Genomic DNA, 16,925 nt, shown 5'->3' with positions numbered 1-16,925 from the left:
CATTGGGAAACATTAGAAGACCATACAGTCGCATTTAGGCAATCTAACGAGTATCAAGAATGGAAAAAGCAATTACATCATTTTTATGACCCATTTCCGACAGTCGAACATTTTAAAAGAGTTAAACTTTAGTAAGTCTTATTCAACTAAAGCATGCGTTAGTTACATTAGAAAAACTCATAGTTCACATCTCTTCCCAAACATAATTTGGAATGGTTGCAATAAATAATATGTTTTGGAATACATCTATATCCAAAACAATATTATCTTTAGCCTCATATACTTTCTCTATCTTTTCGATAGTTTCATTTCCAAAATCAAATTCATAAATTGCAGCACCTCTATCTGTTATACCAAATAATTTCTGTCCTTTTTTTATTAATTTAAATATCTGTTCATCAGTTTGTAGTTTTTTCCATTTACTTCCACTGACGTCACGTATCCACAATCCAATATCGGTAGTGATTACGATCTTATTCTTTAGGATTTTCATATCCCAAGGAATACCTACATTTTTGGGGATAGATATTGCATTCCATTTATCTTTGTTCTTCCGATGAATCTCCCTATTTTGAGTTAAAATAAATAACTCTCCCTTATCTGAGATTTGAATTGTGCGAAGGGATTCAGGAACTGTATGTTTTCCCCAACTATCCCCTTGAGTTATAGTTGTGTAAACCATACCATCTGATAAAACTGCAATGTTATTATTCAAAGAATAGTCTATGTTTTCAATTTCCTTTTTTAAATTCAATATTTTATTACCTTTATTTTTACTCGTTACATTTGACCATATCTCGGATGCCGTTGATACATACAATTCTTCTTCAGGGTTAAACCAAGCGTATTTTACATACTTACTTATTTCTAAGTCCGTCAACTTTTCCCCAATGTTTGAACTTACTCTAAGAAACGGATGATTGGCTGTATTAAACTGGGTTGGTTTTCTATCACCCCAAGTAACCAAGTTTCTTTTCCCTGCTGTGATTCCCATTATTGCCATACTTTTTTGGGTTATCTTAGAAGATTTTGATTCTTTTTGTAAGGATATCAAACCACCACCATATGGGACTTTGTGTATTGCGCCTGTCACTTCCGCGTTTTTAGGGTCGAAGCTAATTCGTGTAAATAATTTATTTCTATCAGTACCCAAAATGGTTATACTTGGTTTCCCCTCGATAAGATCAAGAGTATACTGGTAACCTGTAGCCCAATCCAATCCTTTCTGGAGACCATATTTTTTTTTTGCTATATTTAGTAGGTATGGACTATCAAACTTAATATCCTCCAATTTTATCGTTCCATTATTATCCCCTACATGCTCACGGCTAAAGGATATTTTCCCTTGAGAAATTCCTATAGATAATAATTTTTGATTTGATGCACTAAATTCCATATTCCAATAATACCGTTTCCCAGTTTCTCCCTTTGAACCTTCCAAATTTTCGTCGACACTTGTTATCCTCGTTAAAGAAGCATTTTTATTCCATGTTTTTGCTCTATTTAAGCCAAGATATATAGCCTCCTTAAGTGTTAATTCTTTGTTATCTATTCTTTTAATGGATGCCTTAACCACTTTTATTTCGATACTAATTAGAGTTAATACTATGGCTAATATAACTAATTTAGATGCTACCTTTTTAATACTTAACAAGGTGAAACCACCATCCATCCTATAATCAAAATAAAAAACCAGTTTTAACAAAGGGTTTGTCAAAATTGGTTTTTTATTCAATCAACTTACCACTTACTTAATTAAAAAAAGATTATTCGAACTAACTCAATGATTTTCAACTAAAGCATGCAATAGTTGAAGAACACGAGCTGCTTATATGCGGCTTTTTTTATTCAACAAAATAGCAAATCAGTTTTATAAGAGAAATTGCATTCCTGTGTCAAAAAGGCGAGATTTTCCCAAGTTATCGATGTGGAATGTGCTGTATAATTAATTAATAAAAGATTTAACATCTCTTTAGCTTATGGATGAAAATTAGGATGGAGTGATTGAATTGGAAGTAATTATAATGGGGATTGTTTTGGCATTTTCAATGCAATACGCAAAAAAAAGAAAAGTTAAGCTAATTGAATTTATCCTTAATTTTGTAATGTTTTCAGCTCTTATTTATGTAATTCATTTTGTTGTTGATTATACGAAATCAATATTCCATCTTTCAATGCGATTTGCTGGATTAGTATTTTTTATTGGATGCTGTGCTATTGTATTTATGTTCTGGAGACAATTTAAAAATCAAAGAAAGTACGAAACAAAATAACGCCTTTTCATTCAATGGTTCTTATACAACTAACTGATGCTTTAGTTGAACAACGTGATCGGCGATCTTGTCGGTCATTTTTTATTGAACAAAATGGCAGGATAGTATAATAAGATACTGTATAATTAAATTCATAATAGGTGGTGGAATTATGAATTTTAAAGAAAAATTGAAGTTATTACTTAAAGAAATTGTTTTTGACTTAGTAAATAAAGATTTTGTAAAAATTAGTTCCAAACTAATCAAAGAACTTACAATCGAGGACATTAAAGAAGAACTAAATTACTGGGGGACACTTACAATTCCACCTGATTTAGCTTACGAGAATATTAATTATATTGAGTACAATTATGGCGAAGGATATGCAATGGAATTTGAACTTTGGATAGATAATAAGTAAAGTGACTTAACATTGTCTTGTGAAGCAATAATCGACCAATCAGATAACGTTTTATCGTTTTCAATCACAAATTTACACGTTTTATAGTTATCGTTATTCAACTAAAGCATGCTTTAGTTGAACTAAGACACAAGGAGGAAATAGGATGTCACATCCATATGTAAAATTTGAAAATACACCTTTATTGAATGTAATTAGTAAAGGCATTGATGACCTTGTTGAAAATAATGATATCGAAGAAACTACAAAAAGAGAGTATATAGTCGTATTTCTGGATAAAAAAGTCCTTTACTGGATAAAATTCTTGTTTACTAGATTATAAAGTTCTTTACTGAATGTAATATTCTAGTAACAAATTAATTGACCACTATTACAAACAATTGTAATAGTGGTTTTTATTTTGTCTATTTAAACTTTTTCGGCAGTTTAGTTGAAGAATAAAGTAGGTAAAAATTGGTTTGTTCACGAAATAGCATTTGTTAGGAGTTTTTATACGAAGGAGAATTATATAAAAAGATTAATAATATGCGGTATTTTATTTATTGGATTACTTGCAGGATGTGGAAAAGAACCAAAAACAAATGCTGAAACTTTAGTTGATTTGGGTGTACCCAAGAAGATTGCCGAGGTAGTTGGTTCAATCATTATCGAAACTGGAAAGTAATCGAGTAGTTTGCATTAGTTGTGGCTAGGCAGATTAACTGAATAGTATAACAGCGGAGAAGAAGGAACTCTAGTGATGTTAGCCGAATAGGATAACAAAACTAATGGAATGGACATAAAGCTATTGTTGGCATAATAAAATTTAAAAACGACGATAAAGAAAGGTGAATAAATGATTAAATTAAATAATAAAGAATATAAAAATATTTTCCCATTAATTATTTCAATAAATTATACACCTACGTTTGTTTATTCAGTTTTGCAAGAGATAGTAGATGGTGATGTATTTGTTGATCATATCGAAACTCCAAAATCCATTTTTATTGGTACGAAATCAGGATTCTACTGTGTAATTGGAGAAACATCAAATATTTCTTTTAACTATTGGTTAAAGGAATTTTATATTGATAGAGTAGAAGAGAAGGAATTACCTTTTATTTTATATTCTTCATCAGGTTCTTGGAATCAATTAATTAATGACCTTTTAAATAACAAATTAACTAAGTTGGATCGATATTCTTTTACATTTAAATTTAAAGAAGAAATACTAGATAATTATGAATTACCACCAGACTATTCATTAAAAAAAATTGATGAAAATGTACTTCAGTCAAATGTTGGATTTAAACCAATTTACTATAAGCATTACTGGGATTCTGTTTCAAATTATTTAGAAAATGGTTTTGGAATTTGTGTTTTACTTAAAGAAGTGTCTGTATGTGAGTGTACATCTGTATTTGCTAATGAATTATTCTCCGAAATAGACATTGCAACTAAAGAAGAATATAGAGGGAAGGGTTTTGCCTTTATTGCTGCAAAAATGTATATACAAGATTGTATAAATAAAGGTTTAGCTCCTCGTTGGGAATGTGATATTGATAATTTTGGCTCAATACGATTAGCAGAAAAGTTAGGGTTTGAAGAACCTATTCACTATGCAGTATATTTTAAAGAGTAATTTTCACATGCCTTAGTTGAACCTACTTTCAATCAACTCAATTAATACTTGAGTCCAAATTGAAGCAATAAGGAAAGACATCATTGATAACTATTTGGATTCTCGTTTTGTTGTGTCAGAACATTTTAAGAAGGACATTTTTTCTAATAAATGATTCACTAGAAGCCAAGAATTTATTGCAGTTAGAGAAACTTCATCTGAGTACATGAATACCCATAATAGTAAGCTAACATATAACACAGCAGTTTAATTACAATAGATGGGCAGAATTATTACATATATTACAATTAGTAAAGAACTTTTTATCATGAACTTAATTCGAATTGTTACAATTATTACGAACTGTAAAGAACTTTTTTATCATTTTCAGCTAATTTAAAAGCTAATTTATCGACATTTTTAATAAATTCAGTAAAGAACTTTTTTATCAAAAGACAAGTCGGATATCTTTGTAAGTTGATAAATGAATCGGAAAATAAATAAATAAATTCTTATGCAACTAACGCATGCGTTAGTTGAACATCGTGAAGGCTGCTACTGCGGTCTTTTTTTGTGCTGTTTTGCAGTTTAGTTCAATTAAAGATGTCTGGAAAATTCAGGGAATGATATTATTTTTAGATAAAGTATTACTCTACTTTGTTTTTATACGTATTTAAAAGAATGGAAAAAGTAAAAAGTTTGTACTATTGTTAGTTGTTATTTTCATTTCTATTTTAGGTGTTGTCTTATACGCTAAATCATTTATGAATGAAAAAGAAAAGATAAGAAATCTAAAATACAAAGTTGTTGATGCAACTACTGATTATTTTGGAGATGGCAGATACCAGATCATGCAGTTTGACCCTAATGGGGATTACTACGTACAGGATATGAAAAGTTCTTTTCAACTTTTTGTTGGTAATATCAAAGCATACAAAAAAATTGGTAACGAGGTATATTTCATTCATAAAGAAGGTAATACAATACTGGATTATAAGAATAACAATTTGAAACAGTATATAGATACAACTAAATATATTGCTTCTGAAAAAGATTTTTATGAGGATATGCTAATAAGTGTAAATAAAAGAATCTTTGGTGATAAATGGATTCTATTAAAAAATTATAATGATTTTACTCCTAAAGAGAAAGAAGTATTTAATAAATTAAAAAGTAAATCGTAAGGTAATTTGTTATTCAACTAATGCAGTGCGATAGTTAAACAAGATTACAAACTTATTAAGAAAGGTTGCTTTGTTTGAACAATTTTAACTATTTTTCAGAAACTGAAAGATTAATAATTAGACCATTTAAAGAAGAAGATTTTCAAAATTGGCTTAGTGAATTTGAAAATAGACTTCCAGCTCAACATAAGTATGATAAAGGTAAGATTGATATGAGTGATTGTAGTGAAGAATGGTTTATTAATTTAGTAAGGAAGCATCAACAATTAGCATTGAATGATACAGCCCATGTTTTTGGGGTATTTTTGAAAAATGATGGAACTCACTTAGGAATGATAGATTTCTCTACCTTAGCTAGAAATGATTTTCAATGGGGTAGAATTGGCTATACCATCCATAACCAATATTGGAGGAATGGCTATGCCAAAGAAGCAGTAAAAGAAACAATTAAGATTGCCTTCAGGGATTTGAAATTCCATCGTATTGAAGCTCATATAAACGTTGATAATACTTCATCTATTAAATTAGCAGAAAGCGTTGGAATGAAGTTTGAATGTATAAGAAATGGGTTTATTTTCGAAAATGGTGAGTGGACTGACCACCTAATTTATTACATAAATTCGAGATGAATTCATATTGAACTAACGCATACGTTAATTGTACAACATGATCGACTTTTAAGTCGATTTTTTTATACGCTAAATGACGGCAGAGCTGAATAATAAATCATGATAAAATAAAGGGGAAATTGTAGAGGTGGGTTAAAGTTATTGACTAAATTATAAATATTTGATATTTTAATTCAATTAAATAAATGTTTATTTGGAGGTTTTATTAATGAACATTTTAAGTTCGTGGCTATATAACATGAAAATCATAAAATACTTATTGGGAAGGAGTTGATAATTTAAAACTTAAGGAGAGATATTAATGATATATAGAAAAGCAAATCAGAAAGATTATGATACAATTTTGAGTATATGGGAAGAGTCGGTTTTAGCTACTCATCACTTTTTAAGAGAAACCGATAGAGAAGAGTTTAAAAAAGAAATACCTTCATATTTCCCACATCTTAATGTCCAGTTATGGTATGAAAATGAGGATTTAATTGGCTTTTCCGCTATAAATAAAAAACACTTAGAAATGTTATTTTTAAAACCTAATAAAATAGGTAAAGGATACGGTAAAGCTATTATTAATTTTTTAATTAAAGACTTTGATATTACAACAGTTGATGTAAATAAAGACAATAAGAGTGCAACTAGATTCTATATTAATAATGGCTTTTTTATAGTAAATGAAACGGAGACAGATTCTTCTGGACGTCCATACCCTATACTAGAGCTAAAGTTAAAATAAGGTAAAGGTGGAAATCCTCTCTTACCTTTGATTATTGAACTAATAAACTGCGCGTTAGTCTAATAAGAATTAAACAACTATATTGTCACTTATCAAATACGCTATTCTTTCTGTAGAATCATAGGAAAGGATGGCGTTTTTGTATGTCTAACAAGTTGATATTAATGGGCATAAAGGATATTTCAAAGAATGGGCAAATAGTGGTACATACCAAAATGGCAAATTAATATGGGTGGCTTACTTTTTTGGTCTCAAGATGGAACGTTCATTACAATGGATAGTGATAATTTAACGGATGAAATATTGGGGAAAATTGCACAATCAATGAAGTAACCTAATGCAACTAACGCATGCATTAGTTCAACAAAATGACCGACTATTAAGTCGGTTTTTTTTGCTCTGGTTTGCTCTCAAGTAAATAAATTATTAATATTCTTTAAAAAAGTAATGAAGGTAATATCATTTTAAGGAAGAAATTAACATAATATGGAAAATTTGATTGTAAGAAGATGAAAGTGTTTTTACTAACTTAAAGATTCTCAATTTGTTTATAAAAGGAATGATGGTGATGATTTTATCAGTCAATCAAATTCATAAATCATATGGTAATGAAAAAGTGTTAACTGGGATTACATTTGAAATTCACAAGCCACAAATTGTAGCTTTAGTAGGTCCAAATGGTTCTGGGAAATCGACCCTTCTAAACACAATTACTAACCTTTTAGCTGCTGATCAAGGTGAAGTTACTATTCTAGGAAAAAGTAATAAAAATCCAACTATATTTCGAGAAATTTCTTTCATGCAAGATAATTCGGTTCTTTATGATTATTTAACAGGATATGATCATCTCCAATTCATTGGAGATATACAAGGAATTACAAGGAAACAATTAATGCAAACAGCTGAAATAGTAGGAGTTGATGGCTATTTGAACAAAAAGGTTGCTTATTATTCGCTTGGGATGAAGCAACTTTTACTTTTGACTTTGGCTATTGTTAATCAACCTAAATTGCTGATTTTAGATGAGCCGTTGAATGGTCTAGATCCGTCGAGTGCGATTAAAGTGCGTGAGCTATTATTACAGTTAGTAGAACAAGGAACTGCAATACTTCTTTCGTCACATAACTTATCAGAAATTGATCGTGTCACTTCTCATGTCTTATTTTTGAAGAAAGGAGTCCTTATAAATGAGGAACTTTCAATGAGTACAGAAGAACGTTATAAAAAGATTTTCTTTGATGAGGGGTGATTATATTTAACTTCATACTATTCGAATTGAAAAAATTCTGGCGTAAACGACATTTCCTTTGGATGTTACTTATAATTTTATTTTGTGTAGGTGGGACCTTTATCCAAAATTATATGGAAAAATCCACACTCAAAGACAGAGCCGAACAAAAGATGAAGCCTTATTTTGAAGAAACAGATAAAATTTATCAGAGTTTACGTGGACGTGAAAGTGATAATTCAATTGATGAGGTGTATACCAGACAGCTAGAAGAAATTATAGAAATGGGTAAGGCTCTTTACAATTGGAAGCTTGCAATTACCAGTAAAGATTGGGATAAGATTCCTACTTACGAGCATGACTTTTTAATAAGTTTATTGCAGTTCTCCAAATACGGTGGAGAATTTCAATCACTCCAAGGAATGGAGAGAAGCCGAGCGATTGCAAAAAACGAGTGGATGATTAAACATGATCTTTCGTATGTAGATGAAGAATACCCTTTAGCACCTATGTTATTTTTAAAAGTGAATTCCAAATTATTATTTGGAGTTACAGGTGTCATTGTTATGTTGTTTTTATTTGGAAATATAATAACCGATGAAAAAGAGCAAAACACATGGCTGTTTTTGAAAACTCAACCGATTCCAAGATGGAAACTTTTCATTGGTAAGTTCATTTGTATACTTATTATAGTATTTATATTTATTATATTAGTCATAATTCTAGGAATTGGTGTATCATGGATTTTTGGTAATCAGATGATGAATTTCCAATATCCTCAATTAGTGGGATCTGGAGAAACATTTACTATTATTTCAACTACTTACTACATAATAAGAGAATTAATTCTCTTTTTGAATACGAGTCTTGTAACTTTTGGTATCGTATTTCTAATAAGTAGATGGGCGAGAAATTCTTTTACTGTTTTTATCACTACTTGTTTTATCTTAACCGTAGGAATTACATTAACAGAAATGAATAAATCTATACAAGTAGGATGGAATCCGTTCCAGTCATTCCAATTTAACAAAATTCTAAATGAATCACTTAATAATACAGGTTGGATTTTACTTTTTTTTGCGATTGTTTGGAGTCTTAGTATCTTACTTCCATCTATATTTCTACCTGAAAGCGAAAGTGAGTTATTAAACAATTCGTCTTATCTAACTCCGTTTCATAGAGGAAAAACTAAAATTAATGCTAATCCGCTTTTGATCGTGATTTTGTTTGAAATTCGTAAAATAAGACGTAGAGGCTTATTCAAGCAGGTGAATTTTTTACTTTCAATACTAGTAATACTTGGTTATTTCTTTTTATCTGAGCAAACAGAAGAAAAGAAGAAAGAGTACTTTCAAGAATTAAAAGAATCAGCAGATATCATAGAAAGCGTTGTGTATCCGGACATGAAGCAACAAATAGCAATACTAGAAAGAGAACCTAATATTTCTACCTACAAGGAGCAGTTAGCTGATTTAAAGAAGGGAGAAGCTGTCATACTAGAAACACTAAATAAAAATAAGGCAGCAGTGAACGGCTATAAAAATGGCAACTGGTACCCCTTCTATGAATACCAACTTTTTCAAACGCGTTTTGCCAATAAGGAAATTGATTCAGGTAATCTACAAAATGCTTTTAAGGAAACATTGGGTCAATTCACAATAGATGTTAGTATAGCTGAGAAAAAGTGGCTTATGGAACACGATATTCAACCTGTATTTTCAGGTGATTTCGTTCAAACGATTTTTACAAACAATAGTGCACTTGAAAAAGATGGTTCAAATAAATGGTTAGAAATGAATCAGAAGTTAGATAATAGTGGTCTTTATACACTTTACGTATTCTTTAAAGATTATTTTTATCTAGTTCCAATCTGTCTATTTATATTACTATTTGGATCTGGATTTGCTATTGAACGAGGGAAAAAGAATACACTTTATTTTTTAAAAACTCAACCTATCGATACTAAGCAAATCTTTATTGGTAAAATATTAAATTCTACAATCTTTTCATTATTAAATAGTATAGGACTTGTTTTGTTCGTATTAATTATTGGAATGTTGTTTAATCGTTTCGGCGATTGGGAGTATCCTATTTTATTCTATGATCATCCCAAAATTGCAATTTCTTTAAATTACACGGGCAATATTTCATATGGGAGAAATGGGTTTCATTTTATTCCACTTGGAGTCAATATTGTACAAAGTCTTGTCTTATTAATATGCCTAATCTTATTTACAATCGCATTGTCGCACTTAATATCCCTTCTTTTTAAAAATTCATTAGCAGTATTTTCCACCACGATACTAACTTTATTGATAGGATACATTGTCAGTACAAAGGTAATTATTAATTTTGCTTACCTATCTCCATTTACGTATTTTAATATTGCAAAAATCACTAATGGCGAATTATCAATCTTTCTTGACCAGCCAAGCATAAGCATTCAAATTGGTTGCATGATCCTTTTTTTGTCAACAATCATTTTGGTGATAAGTGGATACTTATTAATCAGTAGAAAAAATAAAGTTTCTTATTGAACTAACTAATGCGATTCTTCAATAGTAGATCACTTTTTCTTATTAAACAAAATGGCAGTTTAGTTGCTTAAGAAATGATTTAATAAAGGTAGTAATTAGAATGAATTGAGGTATATTTGTGTTGGAAAAGAAAGTACAACTAAAGAAAAGTATAGTAATTATCCTTGTATTGTTATCCTGTTTTACAAATGTAGGTTGTTCAAAAACAGATAATATTAGAGAACCGATATCTATTAAAAATGTTGACTTGAAATACGTAGAAAAAATGGACCCTGAATTTTATATTCAAGAATTAAAGATAAACATGAATGATGATGAGATTGGTAAAAATTTAGAATTTGCTCAATATGATTACTTTTGGATAATAAAACTACTTGGAAAATATAAGAATGAGACATATGAAAAGAAAAAAACTAATTCTTTTTTTGTAAATATAACCTTTGAGGAATTGAATCGAAGTTTTGAATATGAACATAACAAATACAATGGAAAAACGGTTTCATTTTATATTAGCGAGAAACTTAAAAATCGTATTAAAGAACAATTCATAAAACAACATCCAGTAAATACTGTATTTAATAACTTTACATTTCCTGTAAATGAAAAAATTCAAGGGCATGTGACAATTGATAGTTCGAATGAACCGCAAGAATTCGATGAAATAACGTTTGAAATTAATGGTATTAGAAAGAATGAAGACCTTTCTCCTCTAAAAATTGTCAAAATTAGCGGAAAAATATCAGTTCCGATTAATAAAAAGAAAATAATTCCTTTTTCATTTGAACTATCTAATGAAGCTCTAAGTACACTAAAAAATTATAAATTTTATGTTCAAATTAGAACGTCAAAAGGTAAGATCTTATTAGATATAGACGGTTTTAAAATAGTTAAATAACTTTATGGAACTCTTGTACAACTAACTAATGCGTTAGTTAAAATGCACCTAGATTAGTACGCAAAAGGAGAATTCATCATGTTTGTATATTTAAATCTGTTTTTAGCGATTGTTATAATCCTATTAGTAACATTTTTTATCTACTTTTCTTATAAAATTATAAGAGGAAAAAAGACAATTAATTCTTGGATTACATTGATTGGTTTATCTGTGTTTATTTTTATTGTTATTTGGCAGGTGTTAATTGCTCTTGGTGTTGTTCAACCATAAGAGTTCTAAAGGTTGTCTAATTAAACAACCTTTTTTTAGTTAAAAAATCAACAATTAAATTTAACAGAGCCAAAAAGTAAAAACTTTAATAGGAGATTTTCTTGTGGAACCAATTAGATTAAAAGAAATTCCAAACGGCATTAGAAGTATTGTTGGAGATATTATTGAAATAGCATTTCCACGACAAGGTCACACATCAAACGTAGGTATTCTAAAAACAACGAATGGATACTACGTACTAAAAAGAACAAAAGGCGAACAGTATTCCTCTTTACTGACAAAAGAAGTACATGTACTAAATGAGTTATCTCAAACTGAGTTGTCGATTCCAAAAGTTTACAATTATATAGAGGATAAAAATGAAGATTCCTTTTGGTCATTAATGGAGAATATTGAAGGTGAAACATTAAGAAGCTATTTATCTATCGAGAATACAAAAGAAAAAAAATACGAAGCGATTTATAATTTTGGTAAAACTTTATCAAAGCTCCATTCCACAATTTGCCCGGATTCATTAATAAATAATAAATTGTGGCTGGATGATCAGTTGATTCAAGCCGATTATAATATTAAAAATTTCAAAGTAGATGGCACTTTAAAGGTGTTAAATAGATTAAAAGAAAATAAGCCAAGGACAGTTAATCAGACGTTAATTCATGGAGATTTTACGATTGATAATGTATTAGTCAAGAATGGAGAAATCACGGGTATTATTGATTGGAGTGGAGGAGCCTACGGAGACCCGAGGTATGATGTTTCATTGGCAATACGGCCTAAACCAAATATTTTTGAGAATAAAGCTGAAGTCACAATCTTCTTTGAAGGTTATGGAAATAGATTGATTAGTGATGAGGAATATCAATATTTTGTTGGAATATACGAGTTCTTTTAATGATTTATTATTTATATCAAACACGAAAGAGGATCAATTAAGTAAAGAAAAATTTATTTAAGAGCTAGTAGGAAGAGCATTAGAGTGGCAATACAAATGACCTAGTTATTGAACGCATGCTTTAGTTAATCAAAATGAACGGAAATTATAAAATCCCCAAAGTAGACTGCTAATCTATTTAATCAGATAAGCTTGATCGCATGTCTACTATAAGGGGATAATATTAATTAATCAGTTTTTTAGTTCAAAAACAAACATGAAAATTATTGATTCCTAAGTCGAAGGTGAATATTAGTTGTAAAAATGGCACTTTTATTTTAACTAAATAGCCATATTGTTTAATAAAGTTAACTGGATTTTTACAGTAACATTATATGTAAAGGGGGTTATAAATTGATTGAGGAATTAAAAAGAATCATTAAAAATTCACACGATGAAGAGATGAAATCACTTTTGTTTCAAATTCTATTGCGAATCAATATGTTTGAAGAAACTGACAACTATTCAAATAAGCAATTTGTGGCTGACTTGAAAAAGACATATGATGAATTTCTGAAATATAAAAGAAACCAAACCAATGAACAAAATAATAAAAGCTATAAGGTTGTACATATTCTCTTTGGTGATTCAGCATCTGGTTGCTTAAAAATTGCATTAAAAGAAATGGAACTACAAGATGAAGAAAAGGTTATCTCATTTTCCGATCTGTTTTCAATTGGTCCAGTTTGGCAATTGCATGATCACGTAGGGCTTAATCTTAGATATGAGTGGATAAAAGATCATCTAATCTTTGATGACGATTATTTAGATGAATACCAGGATAAGTTTAATCATACAACGAAGATGATAAATGAAATTCCTAAAAATACCAAAATTATGATTTGGGTTGGCGAAAACTCACACGAACAGACTGCTTTAAGATATGTTCTATATTTATTAAAAGATAAAAATTTCGATATTTTCTTAATGAATACAACTAAGCAATATAAAAAACAATTCAATACTCCAGATGCTGAATATTACCTGTTACACACTGGAGAAATTGTACCTGAAAAATTGAGGTTAATGTATGAGAAAAATAGAAATGTATCTCCAGTAAGTATAGAGAAACGTAAAAAAATGGAGGAAGAGTGGCTAAAACTATCATCTACACAAGAGGTTCTAAGGGTATGGGAAAATAAAGAAATAAAAAGTGTAGATGAAGACTATTATGATGACTTTATAATCAATAAAGCCAAAAAGCTACATAAAGGTCAAAAGAATATTGAATTTATGAAATCAGCACGCCTAATAGGAGAGGTTATAGGCTATTTAGAGCAATATATTGGTGATGGGTATATCGAGTATAGGGTCAGACATTTAATTATGAACGGCATTTTTGAAATTGAGGGTGTTCCGAAAGGGATGAGGTATTATAGCGTGAGACTCAGGAGGGGCAAATGAGAAACAATATTTACATAATTAGTACTTTGTTTATTTGGGTATTAACTGGGACTTTTATGTACATACATAACAAAGGGATGTTGAATGTCAGTCCTTGGGGTATGCATAATTTAATAATATTCTTTTACAACTTGTAGTGATTTTATTACCTATAACAGGTCTTATTTTATCAATCCTTATTAGAAGAAACGCTACAAAAATTGTATTGATAATGGGATCTTTAGTAAGTATTTACTTCCTCTCAATTCCTTTTAGTCTTGCTTGGATAGATTACTTGATTGTGAGACTATTTTAGACTAGATATTATCTGTTTGAATACTGTAACTTAATTAAAGTATTACATAATCAAAAGAAGAAAAAGAAGTTAAATTATTAGCAGAAAATAATAAGATATAATAAAAAATACTTAATAAGTAAAATATTTTAAACAGGAGAATTGTGATTTCAAAGAAACTTGACAAAGAAATAAACCTAAAGAAAAATATGATGGTGTACACTTACTAGCTATGTTTGCTATTGTCTTTATCCGTGAATATTTTCATCTGTCATACAATTTCTTTTTTATAGCAGTTACTCTTTATATGGTTGTTGCCTACTATTATCTAGAAAAATGGAAGATGCGTAGAATTTTAAAATACGTTATTCTTGCTGTCATTGCTTTTTTGACAAGTAAATTTTTCCTTTAGGACTTTTTACCCCATATTTTGAACGGTTTAATCGACTATTTGGTCGATTTTTTTCATTTATCACTATGATTTAATAAGAAACATCTCATTTGGAAAACTATAATGAGGTGTTTAATGAAAAAATACATGATTTTAGTATTAATACTTTTTTTGTTATTTCCGAAAAATATAGAAGCAGCGGATGAAGATTATATAATAGTTTCGAAATCTGAAAAGGATAATATCACCTTGTTTGCTAAGAAGATTGGAGATATGTATAGAGAATTTAAAATTGAGTTTAAAGGCGAGACTTATTTTAGACCGTTCTGGATGAATGTAACAAACCCTACTTTTGCCCCACAGATTTTGTACGAGGATATTAACAAAGATGAAAATAAAGATTTAATAATTGTCTTGAACAAAGGGTATGGTACTGGTGTATTAGATGAAGAGGTTTATGTTTACAAGTATACTAATGGTTTGATAGATGAAGTTGTAGATAATCCTTTAGCTATTATTCATAAAAATGTTAAAACAAAGTTAACTAGCGAAAATGCTGAATTAATTATAGGTGGTAACAAAATATACACGATCGATACGAAATCGATAGAACAATCTCATTTAGGTGAAGATATTGGTTTTGGAAGCATTGTTGATTATGAAGTAATTGATAAAAAATTAATGGTTAGAGTAAGTGCACAAGTAACGCCTGCTATGTTTATTGGGGATATACTTATTACTTATGGATATCGAGATAAAATGTATCAAGCGAATAAGATTGAATTTATTCCGTATAATTCAACAGAAAAAAATCCTTTCTTGGGTCCATTAAATCAGTCAAATAAGTTCAATTAGAAAGCGAATTGGAATACCAAGTAACATGGATGTAGTTCTTGTTTTAAAGTTGATAAAAAGTTCATAACAATAGAGATCATAAGGGAAGATAACATCAGAGGTGATTTTATTGAAAATGAAATTTATGTTTTTAATTTTCATATTGATGTTGTCTTTTGGAACAAATATAGGATATGCACAACCTAAAGAGTGTCCTGTTTTAAGTAATTTAGAAAAAACATCGATGAAAGATCAGAATGAAGTGATAAAAGCATTAAATTCAATCATTCCAAAAACATATGTTGCTAGTTCAGATGATCCTGACATCTATACAAAGTGGAATGTTTTAACCGCTAAACCATTCCCAAAAACTGTTGGCGTTAAAGAGGAAGAAGATTATTATGGAATGGCAAAGTATTTTTGTGGTAAAGAAATTGCTGAAAAATCTTGGCTAGTACGCTTAGATTTTCCAAAAGCTCCCGGAGCAAGTATAGGACAGGGGCAAATTTTTTTAGCAAAAGATAAGAAAAAAGGATGGTTTGTTTGGTTTAGATACCATTAAAGGTATTGGTTTTATGACGTTTAGAAGTTTAAATGCAACACCTTTTTATATTTAGTGGTTTAGTGTAAAGGAAGGAGTATCCATTAATAAAATAGAATTTTGTAATAGCTTTATTAAAATTGTGCCTAAGAGTCCTATTGATGGCTCTTTTTTTTATGTATTTAGCCTTATTTAGTATAGCAGTATGAAATAATTTAATAAAAAATAAATTTATTACCAATAAACTGGATATTTGAACCGTCTAATAAGTAAAAGGAGGTATAAAATGGGGCAAACGAGTTCGCAACAAAGAGAAATTCTAATTGATGAATTAGATGAATTTAAACAATTATTTAATGAACATAAGAAGCATGTATTTGCAATGGCGCTTTCTATATTGAGAGACTTTGAATTGTCAGAAGATGTGTTGCAAGAAGTTTTTATAAAATTATTTCACCAGCTTAATCAAAATAAGATTTCAAATATTAAAGCTTGGCTGATTAGTGTTTCTCGAAATACTGCTTTAGATCTTTATCGAAAAAAGAAACGAGAAATAACAGGATTTGATGATGTTTTTTTCGAGCGAGCACAAATTCTTTCTGAAGATCCACTAGACAAAATAGTATTAACCAAATACATAGAAATGCTTGATTTTGAAGAAAGACAGATTGTTATTATGAAAGATTTTTCAGGTATGAAACACAAAGAAATTGCCATTATCCTTGAAATGCCGCTTGGTACGGTTCTTTGGAAGTACAGCAAGGCATTAAAAATGTTGAAAAAATGTTTAAAGTAAGGAGGGAT

At 29.5% G+C, this 16,925-nt stretch carries 18 protein-coding genes and 1 pseudogene; 18 read left to right on the top strand and 1 reads right to left on the bottom strand.

Annotated elements, in window-relative coordinates; all coding sequences use genetic code 11:
* Positions 1-132: pseudogene (locus tag CN601_RS00210) on the top strand (antibiotic biosynthesis monooxygenase); the annotation flags it as partial.
* Positions 133-184: 52 nt separating this feature from the next.
* Here CN601_RS00210 and CN601_RS00205 read toward each other — a convergent pair.
* Complete coding sequence (locus CN601_RS00205) at positions 185-1,735, bottom strand: hypothetical protein (protein WP_098169602.1); 1,551 nt, start codon at positions 1,733-1,735, stop codon at positions 185-187.
* A gap of 274 nt (positions 1,736-2,009) precedes the next feature.
* On the opposite strand from CN601_RS00205, the gene CN601_RS00200 reads away from it, so the two are divergent.
* The 17 genes from CN601_RS00200 to CN601_RS00125 all read left to right on the top strand — a co-directional run bounded on the left by CN601_RS00200 (position 2,010) and on the right by CN601_RS00125 (position 16,917).
* Entirely contained in the window at positions 2,010-2,273 is a 264-nt protein-coding gene (locus CN601_RS00200) for a hypothetical protein (RefSeq protein WP_098169601.1), read from the top strand.
* 151 nt (positions 2,274-2,424) lie between these two features.
* Complete coding sequence (locus CN601_RS00195) at positions 2,425-2,673, top strand: DUF7668 domain-containing protein (protein WP_098169600.1); 249 nt, start codon at positions 2,425-2,427, stop codon at positions 2,671-2,673.
* Between the two features lie 145 nt (positions 2,674-2,818).
* Positions 2,819-2,995, top strand: coding sequence for a hypothetical protein (locus CN601_RS26695; RefSeq protein WP_179865368.1), 177 nt, complete (start codon positions 2,819-2,821; stop codon positions 2,993-2,995).
* A gap of 108 nt (positions 2,996-3,103) precedes the next feature.
* Positions 3,104-3,337, top strand: a complete 234-nt coding sequence (locus tag CN601_RS00190; protein WP_098169599.1) for a hypothetical protein — start codon at positions 3,104-3,106, stop codon at positions 3,335-3,337.
* Positions 3,338-3,508: 171 nt separating this feature from the next.
* The gene (locus CN601_RS00185) at positions 3,509-4,294 is read left to right on the top strand and encodes a GNAT family N-acetyltransferase (protein ID WP_098169598.1); all 786 of its coding nucleotides are present in this window, start codon (positions 3,509-3,511) and stop codon (positions 4,292-4,294) included.
* A 686-nt stretch (positions 4,295-4,980) separates the two neighbouring features.
* Complete coding sequence (locus CN601_RS00180) at positions 4,981-5,457, top strand: hypothetical protein (RefSeq protein WP_142317281.1); 477 nt, start codon at positions 4,981-4,983, stop codon at positions 5,455-5,457.
* Between the two features lie 74 nt (positions 5,458-5,531).
* Positions 5,532-6,086 (top strand): GNAT family N-acetyltransferase, encoded by a 555-nt coding sequence (locus CN601_RS00175; RefSeq protein WP_098169596.1) that lies wholly within the window; start codon positions 5,532-5,534, stop codon positions 6,084-6,086.
* A 301-nt stretch (positions 6,087-6,387) separates the two neighbouring features.
* Positions 6,388-6,816 (top strand): GNAT family N-acetyltransferase, encoded by a 429-nt coding sequence (locus CN601_RS00170; RefSeq protein ID WP_098120510.1) that lies wholly within the window; start codon positions 6,388-6,390, stop codon positions 6,814-6,816.
* A gap of 568 nt (positions 6,817-7,384) precedes the next feature.
* Positions 7,385-8,065 (top strand): ABC transporter ATP-binding protein, encoded by a 681-nt coding sequence (locus CN601_RS00165; protein WP_098169595.1) that lies wholly within the window; start codon positions 7,385-7,387, stop codon positions 8,063-8,065.
* The gene (locus CN601_RS00160; RefSeq protein WP_257131560.1) at positions 8,062-10,581 is read left to right on the top strand and encodes an ABC transporter permease subunit; all 2,520 of its coding nucleotides are present in this window, start codon (positions 8,062-8,064) and stop codon (positions 10,579-10,581) included. Before CN601_RS00165 ends, CN601_RS00160 begins: the two co-directional genes overlap by 4 nt.
* A 121-nt stretch (positions 10,582-10,702) precedes the next feature.
* Positions 10,703-11,476, top strand: coding sequence for a hypothetical protein (locus CN601_RS00155; RefSeq protein ID WP_142317279.1), 774 nt, complete (start codon positions 10,703-10,705; stop codon positions 11,474-11,476).
* 78 nt (positions 11,477-11,554) lie between these two features.
* Positions 11,555-11,746, top strand: a complete 192-nt coding sequence (locus CN601_RS00150) for a hypothetical protein (protein WP_098117875.1) — start codon at positions 11,555-11,557, stop codon at positions 11,744-11,746.
* 103 nt (positions 11,747-11,849) lie between these two features.
* Positions 11,850-12,638: an aminoglycoside phosphotransferase family protein gene (locus tag CN601_RS00145; protein ID WP_098169592.1), complete on the top strand. Its 789-nt coding sequence runs from the start codon at positions 11,850-11,852 to the stop codon at positions 12,636-12,638.
* A gap of 393 nt (positions 12,639-13,031) precedes the next feature.
* The gene (locus CN601_RS00140) at positions 13,032-14,081 is read left to right on the top strand and encodes a DUF1835 domain-containing protein (RefSeq protein WP_098169591.1); all 1,050 of its coding nucleotides are present in this window, start codon (positions 13,032-13,034) and stop codon (positions 14,079-14,081) included.
* An 800-nt stretch (positions 14,082-14,881) separates the two neighbouring features.
* On the top strand, positions 14,882-15,601 hold the full coding sequence (locus CN601_RS00135) for a hypothetical protein (protein WP_098169590.1): 720 nt from the start codon (positions 14,882-14,884) through the stop codon (positions 15,599-15,601).
* Between the two features lie 115 nt (positions 15,602-15,716).
* Positions 15,717-16,142: a hypothetical protein gene (locus tag CN601_RS00130; RefSeq protein ID WP_257131559.1), complete on the top strand. Its 426-nt coding sequence runs from the start codon at positions 15,717-15,719 to the stop codon at positions 16,140-16,142.
* A gap of 265 nt (positions 16,143-16,407) precedes the next feature.
* A complete protein-coding gene (locus CN601_RS00125) occupies positions 16,408-16,917 on the top strand; it encodes an RNA polymerase sigma factor (protein WP_098117868.1) in 510 nt (169 codons plus the stop codon).
* Positions 16,918-16,925 lie beyond the last annotated feature (8 nt).

This window comes from Bacillus sp. AFS017336 (assembly GCF_002555445.1).
Classification (GTDB): Bacteria; Bacillota; Bacilli; order Bacillales; family Bacillaceae_G; genus Gottfriedia.
This window is presented reverse-complemented; position numbering and strand designations above follow the sequence as displayed.